This is a genomic window from Brucella cytisi (assembly GCF_038433355.1).
Lineage (GTDB): Bacteria > Pseudomonadota > Alphaproteobacteria > Rhizobiales > Rhizobiaceae > Brucella > Brucella cytisi.
On sequence record NZ_JBCAUP010000002.1, the window covers coordinates 330,164 to 344,323 of the forward strand.

Sequence of the window (14,160 nt, forward strand, 5' to 3'; positions counted from 1 at the left end):
GGTAACCGCACGTTGCCGGGGTTTCTTATGCCCGAAGAGCGCAGCCCCAGTTCAGTGAAACCTTAGTGGGGCCTTTTCTTTACCTGGCAAAGAAAAAACCGCAACAGCGGGCGGCGGGCCGCCATAGTTGACAAGAACTCGTCTTATTCGTTTAAAGTTTGTCAACGCAGCGGATCCTTATTGGCTCTGGGGCGAAATGACTCGCATGTAATTCTAAGAAACAACGAGATTTCGTTTTCAGGGAGTGTGAACGTGCGGAATATTATTTCTAAACTAAGAGGCATCACCAGAACAATTTATACCACACATGATTTTACCCAGAGCATCTTAAGCCATACCATTCAAAACGAGCAAAAACACACTGACGCCATAGAGAATCTTTCAGGTTTATCTGATAGAATTTCATCGCTTGAACACACACTCCATAATAAGAATGCCTTTGAAGACTGGAAAGTGACCGCCTGGATTAAACAGGTAGACCAGAATCTCATTTTCGATATTGGTGTGAACGATGGATTAGATAGCCATTTTTACTTGAAGAAAGGATTTCGTGTAATCGGAGTCGAGGCCAACCCTGACCTCGCATACGACGTAGCAAGTAAGTTTTCCGAAGAGATATCGTCAGGCCAATACACGTTACTTAATATTGGCCTCTGGAATGAAAAAAAGATTCTACCATTTTACAAGAATATGGACAACAGCCATTGGAGCTCTTTTGATCCAGTATACGGTTGCAGAAATAACACCAATTTCGAAGTCATTGACATCCAATGCTTTACTATACTGGATTTGATCAACAGTTTTGGCATTCCCCGCTATATGAAGATTGACGTCGAAGGCGCCGATAAATTGATACTGCTGGACCTTAGAAACCAGTTGATGAAACCGATTTTTATTAGTGTCGAGGAGTACGGGGTTAATACTCTTCACGACTTACGGGCAGCAGGTTACAAAAACTTTGCCGTTTTGCCGCAACGCAACAAGAATTGGTGTTATTCCCGACATAACGATTTAGAGGGGCGGCACGTTGACTGGAAATTCAACGGGCTTAACACAGGTATTTTTGGAAATGATATCCAAGGTGTGTGGTTAAATTTCCAAGATGCCGTGGATCTGTTTACCTCGTCCGTTCGAAAAGAGGATCGTACGTACGTGGGCGAAAAAGGCGAATGGCATGATGTGCACGCTCGCTTGTTTTGAACGAGGAATCAACCAACCATCGCGGTCTTGGATGGAAATGCAAGTGCCATACAAGAAGAAGATTGGTTGAATCTTAGGACCCGTATGGGTCGATGTAGCGAATTCGATTAGTCGAAAGCAGCGTCTATCTGGGCTTCCGTAGTGATAGCTCCAGCCTCGATTGCGGTCAGCACTTGCGCCTCAATGCCGTAGCTGTTGCGCACATGAAGGCGAACGGCTGCGGCAAGACCATCCATTTGTTCATTGGTAAGTGGGCGAAACTCGCCGTCCGCAAACTTCCACGGATCGCCGTCGGCACGTTCGCCTTTTTCGATGGCTACAGCTTCGGCAATGATCTTGCTCTGGCTTTCACGGTCAGACAGGACTGGCCAACCATTCCAGACGGTTCCGCTGACTTCACGTTCCCATCGCTTGGCTGCGGCATATTCCGCCAGCGTCATTCCGGGGTGATCACTTTGGGGCGCACCATTCTCGACCGGGACCGTTTTCATCGGCGGCTCAAGGTTGAGTGCTGCATAATGCATCGGGAACCCCTTTTTGCCGACCCGCGCATTATCCACGACTGTTTTTGTATTCGGCATTATGCATCCTCCTTGTCGAACTCCGGAATGAACCGGCCATCGCCATCCGTATTCTGATCAAGGTCAGATTTGACGAACGGGTCATTACGCTCCGCAATCACGACCCACGACACAACATCGGTACAGTTCTCATCCTCACAGATGATTTCGAACGAACCGCCGTTAATCGCCCCCGGCTTCAGCCGCGCAAAACCGTCCTGATTTTGCAGGTTGGTTACAACAGCGTTCGTGGTGAGAGCGGCAAATGTGCCCGAAGTCATATTGCTGGAAGCATCGATATCGACCATGGCGCGGCCATTCACAAGCTGCACAGCGCCGCGATAGATCAGGTCATAGCGTGGAGCTTCCACGAAGCCATGACGAAGGTTCTTATTGAACGGGTCTAGCGGGTGATCGATCAGAAAGGTGCCGGAGCCTTTTGACAACGCCCCTGTGACCTGCACATCGCCATTAAACCACCAACCGGCGTTTACGCTGTTATAGAAACCGACTTTGTTTAGGCTTCCCGTTCCCGTCCCAGCGCCAATTTCCCCAACATAAACACCATTGTTATTGCAGATTTGTATCTTGCCGGGCGTTAAACCCTGACCAACGCGTAGCGCCAGGATGGTTGTCGTACCGGTTAAGGTCGGGCCAGCTGTATTTGCCTTCGCATCCAATGCCGACTGAGTTGCTGAACTTACCGGCAGTCCGGTCTTGGCCTGCAGTGTGCCATCTCCCTGCACGTATTGCGCGCTCGTGCCGGATGCGAGAGCGAGCAATGCACGGCCTAGTGTGCCGAGGTCTATAGGGGCAATTTCCCCGCTGCTGTTTGTTACAAGCGCTTTATTCGCAGCGAGCGTCAGCGCGGCCAGCTCGGCAAGATTTCCGTTCGGGTCCGGTACGCCAAGCTCTGACTTATCAATCAGGTCATAAAGACCGGCAACGTTGCCGATCAGAAGCTTGCCGTTTTCAACTCCCACATCGGCAATCCCGCGCAGAATACCATTCGCGAGAAGATTGATCAGAGCCGTGCTCTTAGCCGAAAACCGGGCATTGTCCGGCTGATAGCGCATCCGATAGGAGAACGTACCGCTTGCACCGGGCCATGGCTCGGTAAATTGCCCTGTCGTATTGGACAAGATCAGCGGATCATTCTCCGATGTACCGGCGATCACTCCGGTGAAACCCTGCAAAAGGACGGTATCACCCTCCCGAAATGCGGCACTTCGCCAGAGAGTATTCGTGCCGGTGAAGTCGACCGATCCATTGGTGACGGTGATCGTGCCATCGGTATAGTCCGACAGAGTCGCCATGAATTTACCTCCCCGCGCTGTGAACGCGGTTCTTTCCGTTTAGATTTTGATGAAGATCAGCGCTTCCAGACGAGGGCCTGGACCGTACCAATGACGTTGTTCACGGAGGTCGTTCCGCTACTGTTCAGAACTTCCAACTTCACGGCATAGACGTTGTTTCCGGCGACTGAGCTGAAATCAACATTGCTGCCCGAAAGCGTAAGCGTCGCTGTTCCATCTTTTACTGTTCCGGTATTGGAAATGATTTCCTTGCCGGTCGTATTGTTGATGATGGACAGCTTGAGCGTGATCGTGCCGCCGCCGGCTCCGGTGCCGAACGTCATGGAGAGGTTAGCACCGGCAATAATCTTGTTGCCGACCGGATTTGCGACAACGAGTGCCGCGACAGGAGGGTTGGAGGTGATAACCTGCTGATTGAACGGAGCCGACGAGGCTTCAGTCACCGAACCGAAATCAAGATTGCTGGTTTTCACCTGCAAGTTGCCAATTTTGGCTGATGTGATTGCCGCGTCTTGAATTTGGGCGGACCCGATCGTGACATTCACGATCTTCGCCCAATCCATCACGAACCCTTCGCCGTACATCACGTTGTTCTGGATGACGAAAGGTTTGAAGAACTCCGTTCCGTTCGAGAACACGATCTGTTCGGCAATAAGGGCAATACGCGCCTGAGTGCTGGTCACGTCAAGGAACAGTCCAGCACTCTTGTAGCTGTCAGTCGTGCCGCCACGCACCTCCATGCCGATACGCGCATTCCAGCCCGATGGGGCATTGTAAGTGCCCATCCGGAAGGTGGCATTGGCTGACACTTCGCCGATATTGGAGGAAAGCTGAGTGATGAGATTGGCTTGCGCCTCCACATCCTCCTCGACGCCATCGACCCGCACCTGTAGCAACTCAATGATGCTGGCACCGTTCACATCGAACAGCTGGGCATTGATTGTCGTCAGCTGCTGAGCGATAGCGCTGTTTGGCCCGGTGGCAACGAAGATAGCTTCTTCCCATTGAGCCTGAGCGCTGCCGAACGTGCTTTCAAGCCGACGAACAAGCATCTGCCGATCTTCATAGCTATTCGCATGATTGTCAGCGATCTGCGTCACCAGTTCCTGACTGAGACGGATCAGTTCGCGCACCTGCGGCCCGATCCAGCCCAGATAACCTTTCAGGTCATCCGACAGACCTTCGTAGTCGATCGGGTTTTGGTCGCCCTGTGCATTCAGCGTCCTAAACGGTTTTGCCGCAGCCCACGCCACAGCCCGCCCATTATCGACACGCAAGCGCGTCCGAACAAACCAGTCAGTCAGCGATGTCAGCCCTTCAACCAGAAGAACATTCACCACGTCCCACGTCACGAAGCGCTTGAATACCTGGCTTGGATCGTTGGCTGGCCAGTACTCGATATCGACACCGACAACAGAGATGTCGTCAATCGTATCCCACAGCAATCGCGCACCCGGCAGTTCTCCAGCTCCATCGGCTTTGACGATGGTCGGAATCACGTCGAAGTTCTGCACTTCTGCCAGATACTGTGGCGGCGGTACAACGATGATATTCGGCGGATTGGTTTCGTAGGCTGTCGGATCAAACACCCCATTGCTGATCTGCTGCAGCGCAATCGAGATATCGCGGGCGCCATCCGTATTGATCCCGCCAAGCTGCCGGGTCAGTACCTGATATGTGCGGTCGCCGTATTTGGCGCTGTTCCAGCGAGCCCACCGGCCTTCCTTGATTGTGTCGAGGAATTTCGGATGAACGACAATCTCTGCCGACGCCTGATAGCGAGCGCCACGAATGGCGATGTCTGCCAGCCGGTCCACCTGCCTGACGTCAGTGACGGCGGCATAAGGAATGGCGCTGGCAAGCGTTTCACGATCTTCAGCAAGTGCGCCAGCATCAATGCGGGTAGCCGCGTCCTTCGTCTCGTAGAAGTCATCCGGCGAGACATAAGAGGCCGCAACCGTGTTGATCAGTTCCGTTCGCTTGCGTTTCGCGCTGAAACGCAGTGGTGCACCGCGTTTGATGTCGGCATCGGTTATCGTCGCAACAATGGCCTGCGGTGCGCCCGCAATCGGAAACTCGCCGTCGACGCGCTCGACCCACGATCCGCACATGGCTTCGAGGATCGGTGAAAGGTTCGCATCGTGGTTAGCGCCGGGGCCATCCTTGGCAATCGCATGAGCGCGATAACGCTTCGAGCCATCCGACATGACTTCATCGCAGATGTTCGCTGCCTGGGTATATTCTGCCAATGGAAGGCGGCTTGCACGAACGGCCTTGCCGACCATACGCTGGGTTCCGTTGAAGAAACCGCGCTCCAGATTGTATATCTGCACCGGGGGATTATCGGAATATTCCCACGTGCTCTGGTCATTCCAGCGATGCGTTCCCGCGCCGCCCATCGTGCTGTCTTTGCGCCAGTCGTAAAGCGGCGCGCCGACGACTTCGAACAGCAGCTTTGCCGGCGAGGTCAGGCCATCGCCGTTCTTACGCAGTTCCGAAAACACGATGGCATAGGCAACGCCTGCACCGCGATGGTTCGCTGTCCAGCGACCAGCTGGACGGGCATTATTGATCAGCGTCGGCTCTGCCTGCTGATCCATCGTGCCGTAATAGAATTTGACCCGGACATTGTCGTGATCGTCGCCGCTCGTGCCTTCATTCGGCACCAACCAGTAGCCATCGGAATCTTGCTGCACGAGCGAACGCCATTCGCCATTGTAGCGAACACGCGGCACAGCAGTGATGCGGAAGCTCGACAGGACGAAAACATCCTGTATCAAACGCCCGCCGCTACCATAGCTGTTGCGATAGATGTGATGGCCTTCGGTCGCACAGGTACCAAGAATGACCGAACGCGGAATATTGGCGCCGTACTGGGTTTCCAGCTCCGAAGCGCGGCTTTGCGTCTTTGGAGGGAACAGCGCGTTGACGGCATATTTGAGCGCAATGCCGAAAGCTGTCTGCGCGATGCCGGCAAGGATCGGACTCGCTGCGGCCCATGCGGCCACGCTCGATACGATACCGCCGATAGCAGTGAAGATGGGCGCTAAAAATGGCATGCGAAGGCCTCATGCAGGCGCAACAAAAAAGGCCCGCTGCTGGCGGACCTTCAAGGGCGCAAATTGTCGAAGTGGTTACAGGCCGACCTTGTAGGCCTGCTCGATGTCGGTCACCGGATAGAACGTGAGCCCGTGCGGCTGCTTGACCGCAAAGCCAGAGCCGCAAATGAATCCGGCGACATATTCGTCATTAATGAGCATAACGCCGACGTCGCCACGGCGAGCAGAGAGGCGATTAACCGGCTCAAACTGCAGGTAAGTTTCGAGCACGTCCTTGACGTTCTCGCAGCCATTGGCGCGCATCTTGCGAGCGGCGCCGGCCTCGGTTTTGTATTTGCCACGGAACTCGGCCATCGGGTCTTCTCCGGTAACGGCTTCAATCGCGTCGGCTGCCGTCATCAGACAGTCTGAAATGCCCCACTCCGGCAAGATTGACACGTGAGATGTCGCAAGGTCTTCCAGCGCACGATCCCAGCCGGGGACCCTAGCCGAATTTGATTTTGAAGAATTCATTCTTGGTCCTTGCTGCGTACTCGAAAAGCATGTCGCCGGGTGAAACAAGCTGCTGATCCTCATGTGAGGCGTAGCGATAGCCCTCGCGGAAATTGTCGACGGCACCGGTCTCAATATGGCCTTCAAGCCAGACTTCGTCGCTTTCCTCCCGGTGATCGATCGTGTCGACATAGCCGTACCAAGTCGGCTCAGCATGAAGGAAAGCGTTGTTGTCCGGATCGAAATAGAAGTCGTAGAACGTCACAGGACGGTTCTTGTAATCTTCCTGCTCGATTAGGCCGAGTTTGTCTGGGGTCAGGCCGAAGTCGGCAGCGGCCGGCAGTCGCATCGTCACAGGCTGTGCTGCCGTGCCGAGCGCGTACATCGGCTCATCAATGTCGATGATAGTGTTGCCGTGATAGGTCAGGCCGCCATAGTCAACACTACCCTTACCTGAAAAAAAACCGTAGATGCCGGTGCCGAACTCGAACTTGACGGCAGAGGCGATCTTGCCCCTGCCCTCGTCGAGCAATTGCTGTAGACGTGCTGGAAAAGCCATGGCCTTACCTTTTTAAAGTCAAGTCGCTAAGGTCCGCTCGCCGATTGGCTACACCGAGGGACTTTCGTATGAAGATTTTGCAATACTGCGCCGCATTGCTCATTGCGCTCGCCCCCAGTGTTTCGACGGCAAAGGAACCGCCTAGCCGCGAAGAAGCCTTCCGTTTGGCAAATCAAGTTCGCAAGTGTTTTAGGATGCCTCTCAACCAGACCGGCAACGCGGTGATTGAGTTCAGGCTTCACAAAGACGGCAAGGCAACTGATGTTGAGTTGGTGAAATCTGGTGGATTTACCAATTATATCGTTGGGTTGGCGGCGATAGTGGCCGTCCAAAAATGCCAGCCATACAAGACTTCGATAGTGGGTAAGGTGCGGGTGCCATTCATATTCAAGTCTGACCCACCCACACCAGAAAAAGCCGAGCCATAGGCAAGTAGGCTGGATTCAACCGCTCCCAGCTGATATCTGGCCGGCATGATTAGAAGCGTTTGCATGTTGATTGTCGGATTTGGCGCCTTGATTCAAGGCGTTCTTCGCCTTGGAAATCCAGCACAAGCAGTAGAAAAAACGGGCTGGTTGTATCAGCAGTTCGGAGACCAAGGCGTAGCTATTGGCATGATAGTCCTCGGCGCTATCGCGTTGGTCATCGGGGCCATCATGTTCAACAATACATGGGTTCGTGCTATTCGGGCACGGCGACAGCGGTAGGCGCGTATCGACTTACGATTGCGACTCGGCTTTGATGCTCTCGTCAACAACGGGAGGCTTGAAATGGCTCACGACGTAGCCGACGCATCAATGGCAACATTCGTTCTGCTGGGAAAATTGATTGAAACCCTGAAGAATTCGGGAGTTCTTACAGAGCAGCAGACGAAGGAGACAATCGCCAATGCTATGAACGAACTGCTAAAGGCAGGCGAGCAAGGACAAAAAGGACAGAAGTTCCTTGAATCGTTTTATAAAGTGGATCGGTCATAGTCGATCTGAGTTGAACGGATTTTATCTGCATCGACTACGATAGAAACAATCTGTTCTGCGCTAGCTGCATTTGGCGGGCTCTTACCCGCCTTTTCTTTCTTTTCCATCATCTTCTCCTTCACTTCGGCACCTCGATAAGCTGGAACGACGCATCGGGAAACTTGCCATCGCCAATTTCCCACGTCTTCGGCATTAGCCGCATGTTCATTACTGGGTTCTTGAACCGCACCGTCGCGCCGACAGTGATGTATGACGGTAAGAACGGCTCGATCTTCACCTGCACGCTCGTGCTGGCTGCTGTGGCATCAGCAACGATGCGGGCGATGAAGTTGTAGTCGCCGATCGTAAAGCCAACCAAATCACCGTTCATCAGCTTAAGACCGACTGCCACGCTGTTAAGCGTGAGCGTGTTGCTGTTGATGGCGCCCAATGAAGCCGTTCCGGTAATGGCCGGGTTGTTCGCGTCGCCCCAGTAGGCTTGCGGTATGCAAACGTGCTTCGGTGTGTAATGCACCGTAACCTGCCCACCCCGACAACGATCAATGAACGCCTCGAGCAAATTGCGCTTGGCATTCGTCAAGTCGGTAATTTTCGCAGTCCACGTCCAGAACGGATCGCCGTTCTCAATCGCTGAAATCGCCCGATCCCCGTACTGAGACATGGAAACCGGGCGATTCAGGACCGGGAAAGTCGGCTGATATCGAAGACCAGTCGGAAGTAGTTCAGCCATTACTTTGCCAGTCCTCTAGAGTTCACCTGCCTTAGATCACGCGCGGTCCGGACGGCTCCCGACTTATCGTAGGAAGCCAGACCTTGCTTTACGTTGCGCTGCGAGATGCGTTCGACTTCGGCCTGCCAGTTGCCGTCGCGATCCACAAAGACACGAACGTCGGCGATGCCCGATTGCGCTTGCTGCGTCGCAGCAGATGAGCGCAGAATCGGCATCGATGGAGCGCGCAAAGGTGAGCCGCCATCCTTCAGCCCGATGACACGACCGCTGTTGATGGCCTCGAGCAGTGCACGATTGCGCTTTGTAGCTGCCGCATTGACGACGAATTCCTCATCGCTCAGCATCGCCGGGATTTTGTCGCCACGTGGCCCGCCAGGACCACGAACAATGCCACCGCCAGCACGCTTTACCGGTCCACCGTTTTTACGGAAGATGCTGCCCAGTGCGCCGAAAATATTGAAGCCGCCTTTGTCGGTATCAAAGATGTTCGCAAGGCCGATATCGATTAGCTTTTGTGCAATGCGACCAAGAGCATTTGCGAAAATCTCGGCGGACTTTGCGCCGGTTAGGAAGTCATCAGCAATCCCACCAACTAGATCTTTTTGGAAAGCCGCCATATCCTCGGCACTTTCCTTTATCCGGTTCTGCGCCTCGGCAAGCTTGTTAGCCTCTGCGCTGGCTAATGCCCACTGGTCTGCAGTCTGGGCAATCTGCGCCCGCAATTCCGGAGTGAGCGCAACACCCGCTTTCTGGGCGGCATTGAGCAGTTCCTGCTCCGTGCGCGCCTTTTCCATGGCAAAGCCATAGTCGTTAATCAGCGGGTTGATCTGTCGCTGTGCTTCGGTCTCTGCGACAAGGGCGGCTGTGCGGTCGGCGATACGTTGAATGTCGCTGTCGAAACGCTCGGCGGGAGTTTTCTTCGTTCGACCCTTCTTCTTGTCGTCCGGAGTTACCGGGATGCCGCCGCCGAAACCTTCTGTGTCGCGAACTGGCTTTTTCTTACCGCTCACATAGTCTTCGAAGAGCTGCTGCTTACCCTCGTAGTCCTTGATCTGCTCTTCCAGTTTATCAATAAGGGCCTGACGGTCTTTAACGGCAGGGCTATTATCGACAGTGTTCTGGACGTCCGTTGCTTCCGGGGTCGGTAGCAACGACATTGAAGGATTAATCTCCTCCTTGATTATAGCAGCAGCCAGCTCGCGCTCAGCCTTCGCACGCACCAATGCAGTCTTAGCAGCATCCAGATCGGCGGCAATTTTACTGCGCGTGGAGGCAACCGCTTCACTATTGGCATAGTCCAGAGTTTCGATCTGGAAACTTAGTTCCTTGACAGCTGCTTGATGTGCCTTAGCGGACTTTTCAGCATCCGTCTGCCGGTCGGACATCAAATACAGAGAAGCAGCCGCTGCACCTGCAAGCAGACCAATAGGTCCAAGGGCCGCGCTAAAACTTGCCGCCAACGGAATGCCAGCCCGGAAGGCAGTCAAAAGCGCACCGAGCGCTGAAACTACGTTGCCTATTCCAATAACCATGCCGCCGAGAGCGCGGCCAGTCAGAGCGGCAATTGCGACGGTAGCGAACACTACCGCAGCGTCAGCCACGTGCTTGAAGTTGTCCGCCAAATATTGGAGGGCTTCGACCAATCGTGCGCTCGCGCCTGCAGACTGATCGGCATTACCAATATAGGCGGTGAACTCATTATTGATGCGGGTGAACGCATCTTTGATCGTTGCATTTGTTGCAGCGAAAGCAGCCTCAATCGGCTTCTGCGCGTTCAGAATAGCCTTGAAAACGCGGTCGGTCGTGAGCTTACCTTCCTCGCCAAGCTTCTTCAGCCCTGCGATCGAAACCTTGAACTCGTCCGCAATTGCCTTAGCGATGATCGGGGCATTTTCGCGAATGGAGCGGAGTTCATCGCCCTGCAAGACGCCAGAGCCCAACGCCTGAGACAACTGCAAGATGCCAGCGATTTGTTCCTGCGTGCTGGCGCCACCAGCCTTGAAGGCTTTGGTGACAATATCTGTTGCAGTCGCGATTTCCTGTTCGGACTTAGCCACTGCCGATGCTGAACGGATCAGTTTGGCATAAAGATCGACGTAGGTTGTCAGATCGGCTCTCGCCGCGTTCGCACCGTCCTTCAGTTGGTTTAGGCTTCTGGTCTGTACGCCCGCGATCTGAGCCGCAGCACGGATCTTATTGCCAGCTTCAGTCCACGCGTCCGCGTAATCGATGATTTCGCGAGTGCCCAATGCCGCGCCAATGCCAGCGGCTGGCCCAGCAAGATTGCGAAACGTATTTCCAAGTATGCCGTCAAGATTTCTATTTAACGAACGCGCGCGTCGCTCAATGGCGTTGAATTGCGCGTTGGTAATATTGTTCGCCCTAGCCAGCGACCTTTCAAATGATTTGAAATCGGCCGACAGTTGGACGACCAACTTTTCAATGTCAGTTGCCATGCCAGATCACGTCCTGATATGTTGTAGGGGAAATTCGCGGCGGAGGGCGTTAGATGGTTCTGAGGCAAAGACTGACGGGGATGGGCAAGCTTGGCGTTGCCCTTTTTCTTGTTGGGCCCGTTATGAGCATTGGCACACGCCAATGGCTGGTCTCGTACCTGGAATCCTTACGCGGCACTGGGCTCACGTCAGTTCCTGACGTAAGCCTCTATCATGCAGTGATTGTAGCTGGAGCCATTGCGACGCTGATTTCAGTTCCCTTGATGCTTCTCGGTCGAGATTACGTCAGTCAGACGTAATCCAATCAAAAAGCTCGTCGACTTCTGCCGTCGACAACCCCTTACCATCATCCGTGGAATTCGCTCTGATGTACCCGTCAACGGCAGCCATGAACTTCCACATTGACATGCGTCCTACTTCTTCCGGCGTGAAGCCGAGCGCCGCCCCGTTGCCGTAGACTGCGGCAAATCTGATTTTTCCCTTGGGGAGAGCGTCGAGTTGTTCTCCGCTAGATTTGCCGCCGGTGGCTCCCCCACCGGTTCCTCTGGCGCCCCCATTATTCCAACTTTTAAAATGGCAGTCGCGAAAACGAGGTTTTCGAGCGGCGGGCGCTTCTCGATGTAGGTTCGCACCAGTTTCGTGGCCGCCGTCGGCTCCAATCCTCCGCCGATCAATCCCTGCCGGATAACATGGGCTATATCGCCGACGCGGCATTGTTTGGTGAAAAGCCGCTCCAGAATGACCCAAGGGCCGGCGTCGCACGCTTCCTGCAGCGCTTCCAACTCGCCCCAACCGAGGCGGAAGGTATAAGTACCGTCCGCCCAGTCGAGCTCAACCTTAGCGTCTCTGCTCATTATGGAGCCGTCGGCGCCGAGACGCGGACCATTTCGCCGTCTGACTGCAGCGAAACGTTGTTTGTGGCGCGCTCGCCATTGTTAGCGCCGATTTCAAGGCTTTCGACGTGCATCTTGCCGGTATACGTGTAGGTCTTGGCTGGAAAAACGATCTCGACTTGGACCGGTACAGAATCGATGCTTTCCCAAGCATCCAGCCACGTTTCCACGGATTCCGAAGCCAAGACACCTTCACCGCTGATGCTCATTGAGAGCGATGCGGCGTCACGACCGATCCAGTCGACCTTGTCGGGGTCTTCACAATCGGGAATTGAAACTTCATTGAGGTTTTTCGAAAGTGTGATCGACTTCTGCGTAAAGCCGCACGGCGCGGTGTAAACGATCGGAATTGCATTATTGCCGATCTTGACGCGGACCTTGCCGCCTTTGATCGTGGTAGCAGCTGTCATGGAGTGATCCAATACGAAAAAGGCCGCTCAGTGGCGGCCATGAATAGTTTTTAAAGGTGATCGGCGTGGAAGCGCTAAGGCTGCTCGATGAACGCCGTGAAGCGGACAGACGCATGATTGATCGCGCCGTCGCGGATGTAGTCGGTACGCCAGTATCGGAAATCGACCAGCGCGTTGTCTGACAGGGTTGGTTCCCAATCTCTCAGCGCCAGGCGAACAGCGTTCGCAATCTCGCGCATTTGTCTTTGCGGAAGTTCCAGCGACCAGACATCGATCTGGAAAATGATGTCATGTCCATAGACACAATCGGCGTCGTCGGCTGCCGAGCTAGATGGCCCGATGCTGACATAAGGAAAAATCGACGGGGCGACCTGCCCTTGATCATTCGTCGGCGGGTTGTCGTAACTGCGCTGGCCGACCAGTGACACAAGCGCAGGAAAGCTGCGCAGGCGCGGGATAACCGCGCTCTGCAACTCTTGGATAGGGTCCATTGCTATTGCCCCGCTGCGACTTGTTTGGCTGCCTTGGTGATTGCTCGCCGAACCCGGCTTTTCACCTTCTTGCGGTTGGCCCGCCATGACACCCAGAAAAACGGAGATGCTTTCGCGCCCGGATGTTGCGCGCCTGCGAACATGCCGCCGACGATGTGCGGTGCGGTCCCGAATTCTATAAGGTGACCGTAGCGAACTTTCGAATTGCCGGCGTAGATGGTGATCGTAAGATCGCCAGCTAAGCTGGATTTCACCGCTGCCAAGGTCATCGCGTATTTCGGCTTCTTGCCCCACGTCCAGGCGATGGAATCCCGAAGGTCGCCGTCATCGACGGGAACAAGCGATTTCATCATGGCGACGACTTCGTCAGCGCCTTGCGCCATAGCCGCCTTGATCGTTTCTTTTGCCACGTCCGGCAGGCGCTTCAATTTCCGATCGAGCTTCGCCAGCCCGAGAACCGTGACACTCCTAGCCATATTCGCCCTCCACGACGAGCATTTCCAACATCGCGTCGCGCTCGTCAGGATTGACGACGGTCTTGATGCCGAACACGCGGTTCGGCTCCGCACCCGTTTTACCGGCCCGAGCATCGTAAGCGCGCCACGATGCTGTCACCTGCCTTGCCTGCCCGCTGCTGCGCACTGTCAGATTGTAAGGCTGCATGGACTGCATGCGCGCCGCCATGATGCTTTCGGCATTGCTGCCGTATCGCGGTTCCAGCCTTCCCGGCACGGTGAACTGGTCAACCCATTCGCCGCGTGTACCGCCATCCGGGTCGTTGATTGTTTCACGACGTTGGAACGTCAAACGGCAGTTCAGGCTGCCGGCACCTGCGCGCTTCGCCATGCTTCAGCCTCATCTTTTGTGGGAGTTGGAAGCCGCTCGGCCTTGCCAGCAGCGATGGCGCGATTAGCGCAAAGCGTGGTCACTAGTCCGACGTATCCTGCCGGATAGCGGATCGTTACCGCGGGCTTGGGAATGAAGTCGTAAGTGGCTGTGAAGTGGAGCCAGGGCATG

General features: G+C 54.6%; 18 protein-coding genes. 5 read left to right on the forward strand and 13 right to left on the reverse strand.

The genetic code is table 11. The annotated features are described in order from the left end of the window. Window positions 1-252 precede the first annotated feature (252 nt). Window positions 253-1,200, forward strand: coding sequence for an FkbM family methyltransferase (locus AAE521_RS03845; RefSeq protein ID WP_342060506.1), 948 nt, complete (start codon window positions 253-255; stop codon window positions 1,198-1,200). A gap of 107 nt (window positions 1,201-1,307) precedes the next feature. On the opposite strand, the gene AAE521_RS03850 is transcribed toward AAE521_RS03845, so the two are convergent. From AAE521_RS03850 to AAE521_RS03870, 5 genes are all read right to left on the reverse strand, one after another. Continuing rightward, window positions 1,308-1,781, reverse strand: a complete 474-nt coding sequence (locus AAE521_RS03850; protein WP_342060507.1) for a DUF4376 domain-containing protein — start codon at window positions 1,779-1,781, stop codon at window positions 1,308-1,310. Continuing rightward, window positions 1,781-3,076, reverse strand: coding sequence for a hypothetical protein (locus AAE521_RS03855; protein ID WP_342060508.1), 1,296 nt, complete (start codon window positions 3,074-3,076; stop codon window positions 1,781-1,783). The genes AAE521_RS03850 and AAE521_RS03855 overlap by 1 nt, the downstream gene beginning before the upstream one ends. A 56-nt stretch (window positions 3,077-3,132) precedes the next feature. Next, on the reverse strand, window positions 3,133-6,135 hold the full coding sequence (locus AAE521_RS03860; protein WP_342060509.1) for a phage tail protein: 3,003 nt from the start codon (window positions 6,133-6,135) through the stop codon (window positions 3,133-3,135). A 75-nt stretch (window positions 6,136-6,210) separates the two neighbouring features. Next, window positions 6,211-6,711, reverse strand: coding sequence for a DUF6950 family protein (locus AAE521_RS26720; protein ID WP_374864434.1), 501 nt, complete (start codon window positions 6,709-6,711; stop codon window positions 6,211-6,213). Next, window positions 6,620-7,186: a hypothetical protein gene (locus tag AAE521_RS03870; RefSeq protein ID WP_342060511.1), complete on the reverse strand. Its 567-nt coding sequence runs from the start codon at window positions 7,184-7,186 to the stop codon at window positions 6,620-6,622. Before AAE521_RS03870 ends, AAE521_RS26720 begins: the two co-directional genes overlap by 92 nt. 68 nt (window positions 7,187-7,254) lie before the next feature. Here AAE521_RS03870 and AAE521_RS03875 point away from each other — a divergent pair, with 68 nt between their 5' ends. The 3 genes from AAE521_RS03875 to AAE521_RS03885 all read left to right on the forward strand — a co-directional run bounded on the left by AAE521_RS03875 (window position 7,255) and on the right by AAE521_RS03885 (window position 8,163). After that, the gene (locus AAE521_RS03875) at window positions 7,255-7,614 is read left to right on the forward strand and encodes an energy transducer TonB family protein (protein WP_342060512.1); all 360 of its coding nucleotides are present in this window, start codon (window positions 7,255-7,257) and stop codon (window positions 7,612-7,614) included. Between the two features lie 63 nt (window positions 7,615-7,677). After that, on the forward strand, window positions 7,678-7,893 hold the full coding sequence (locus tag AAE521_RS03880) for a hypothetical protein (RefSeq protein WP_342060513.1): 216 nt from the start codon (window positions 7,678-7,680) through the stop codon (window positions 7,891-7,893). 63 nt (window positions 7,894-7,956) lie between these two features. After that, window positions 7,957-8,163: a hypothetical protein gene (locus AAE521_RS03885; RefSeq protein WP_342060514.1), complete on the forward strand. Its 207-nt coding sequence runs from the start codon at window positions 7,957-7,959 to the stop codon at window positions 8,161-8,163. A 118-nt stretch (window positions 8,164-8,281) separates the two neighbouring features. Here the strand turns inward: AAE521_RS03885 and AAE521_RS03890 are convergent, their stop codons facing one another. Next, window positions 8,282-8,893 carry a hypothetical protein gene (locus AAE521_RS03890; protein WP_342060515.1) on the reverse strand — a complete coding sequence of 204 codons (612 nt, stop codon included), beginning with the start codon at window positions 8,891-8,893 and terminating at the stop codon, window positions 8,282-8,284. After that, window positions 8,893-11,349, reverse strand: coding sequence for a tape measure protein (locus AAE521_RS03895; protein WP_342060516.1), 2,457 nt, complete (start codon window positions 11,347-11,349; stop codon window positions 8,893-8,895). Before AAE521_RS03895 ends, AAE521_RS03890 begins: the two co-directional genes overlap by 1 nt. A 53-nt stretch (window positions 11,350-11,402) precedes the next feature. Between AAE521_RS03895 and AAE521_RS03900 the strand changes: the two genes are divergently transcribed. Continuing rightward, window positions 11,403-11,648 (forward strand): hypothetical protein, encoded by a 246-nt coding sequence (locus tag AAE521_RS03900; RefSeq protein WP_342060517.1) that lies wholly within the window; start codon window positions 11,403-11,405, stop codon window positions 11,646-11,648. A gap of 114 nt (window positions 11,649-11,762) precedes the next feature. On the opposite strand, the gene AAE521_RS03905 is transcribed toward AAE521_RS03900, so the two are convergent. The 6 genes from AAE521_RS03905 to AAE521_RS03930 form a co-directional block, all read right to left on the reverse strand. Continuing rightward, on the reverse strand, window positions 11,763-12,203 hold the full coding sequence (locus AAE521_RS03905; RefSeq protein ID WP_342060518.1) for a gene transfer agent family protein: 441 nt from the start codon (window positions 12,201-12,203) through the stop codon (window positions 11,763-11,765). Beyond that, a complete protein-coding gene (locus tag AAE521_RS03910) occupies window positions 12,203-12,652 on the reverse strand; it encodes a phage tail tube protein (protein WP_342060519.1) in 450 nt (149 codons plus the stop codon). The genes AAE521_RS03905 and AAE521_RS03910 overlap by 1 nt, the downstream gene beginning before the upstream one ends. Before the next feature lie 74 nt (window positions 12,653-12,726). Beyond that, entirely contained in the window at window positions 12,727-13,143 is a 417-nt protein-coding gene (locus AAE521_RS03915; protein ID WP_342060520.1) for a DUF3168 domain-containing protein, read from the reverse strand. Window positions 13,144-13,145: 2 nt separating this feature from the next. Next, entirely contained in the window at window positions 13,146-13,619 is a 474-nt protein-coding gene (locus tag AAE521_RS03920) for an HK97-gp10 family putative phage morphogenesis protein (RefSeq protein ID WP_342060521.1), read from the reverse strand. After that, complete coding sequence (locus tag AAE521_RS03925) at window positions 13,612-13,989, reverse strand: head-tail adaptor protein (RefSeq protein WP_342060522.1); 378 nt, start codon at window positions 13,987-13,989, stop codon at window positions 13,612-13,614. The genes AAE521_RS03920 and AAE521_RS03925 overlap by 8 nt, the downstream gene beginning before the upstream one ends. Next, complete coding sequence (locus tag AAE521_RS03930) at window positions 13,959-14,159, reverse strand: hypothetical protein (protein WP_342060523.1); 201 nt, start codon at window positions 14,157-14,159, stop codon at window positions 13,959-13,961. The genes AAE521_RS03925 and AAE521_RS03930 overlap by 31 nt, the downstream gene beginning before the upstream one ends. Between the last annotated feature and the right edge of the window lies 1 nt (window position 14,160).

Coding starts and splice junctions, on each gene's coding strand:
- AAE521_RS03885 (WP_342060514.1), top strand. CDS start 7,957: ATGGCTCACGACGTAGCCGACGCATCAATGGCAACATTCGTTCTGCTG.
- AAE521_RS03850 (WP_342060507.1), bottom strand. CDS start 1,781: ATGCCGAATACAAAAACAGTCGTGGATAATGCGCGGGTCGGCAAAAAG.
- AAE521_RS03895 (WP_342060516.1), bottom strand. CDS start 11,349: ATGGCAACTGACATTGAAAAGTTGGTCGTCCAACTGTCGGCCGATTTC.
- AAE521_RS03870 (WP_342060511.1), bottom strand. CDS start 7,186: ATGGCTTTTCCAGCACGTCTACAGCAATTGCTCGACGAGGGCAGGGGC.
- AAE521_RS03860 (WP_342060509.1), bottom strand. CDS start 6,135: ATGCCATTTTTAGCGCCCATCTTCACTGCTATCGGCGGTATCGTATCG.
- AAE521_RS03890 (WP_342060515.1), bottom strand. CDS start 8,893: ATGGCTGAACTACTTCCGACTGGTCTTCGATATCAGCCGACTTTCCCG.
- AAE521_RS03910 (WP_342060519.1), bottom strand. CDS start 12,652: ATGACAGCTGCTACCACGATCAAAGGCGGCAAGGTCCGCGTCAAGATC.
- AAE521_RS03915 (WP_342060520.1), bottom strand. CDS start 13,143: ATGGACCCTATCCAAGAGTTGCAGAGCGCGGTTATCCCGCGCCTGCGC.
- AAE521_RS03855 (WP_342060508.1), bottom strand. CDS start 3,076: ATGGCGACTCTGTCGGACTATACCGATGGCACGATCACCGTCACCAAT.
- AAE521_RS03925 (WP_342060522.1), bottom strand. CDS start 13,989: ATGGCGAAGCGCGCAGGTGCCGGCAGCCTGAACTGCCGTTTGACGTTC.
- AAE521_RS03920 (WP_342060521.1), bottom strand. CDS start 13,619: ATGGCTAGGAGTGTCACGGTTCTCGGGCTGGCGAAGCTCGATCGGAAA.
- AAE521_RS03880 (WP_342060513.1), top strand. CDS start 7,678: ATGTTGATTGTCGGATTTGGCGCCTTGATTCAAGGCGTTCTTCGCCTT.
- AAE521_RS03900 (WP_342060517.1), top strand. CDS start 11,403: ATGGTTCTGAGGCAAAGACTGACGGGGATGGGCAAGCTTGGCGTTGCC.
- AAE521_RS26720 (WP_374864434.1), bottom strand. CDS start 6,711: ATGAGGATCAGCAGCTTGTTTCACCCGGCGACATGCTTTTCGAGTACG.
- AAE521_RS03875 (WP_342060512.1), top strand. CDS start 7,255: ATGAAGATTTTGCAATACTGCGCCGCATTGCTCATTGCGCTCGCCCCC.
- AAE521_RS03930 (WP_342060523.1), bottom strand. CDS start 14,159: ATGCCCTGGCTCCACTTCACAGCCACTTACGACTTCATTCCCAAGCCC.
- AAE521_RS03905 (WP_342060518.1), bottom strand. CDS start 12,203: ATGAGCAGAGACGCTAAGGTTGAGCTCGACTGGGCGGACGGTACTTAT.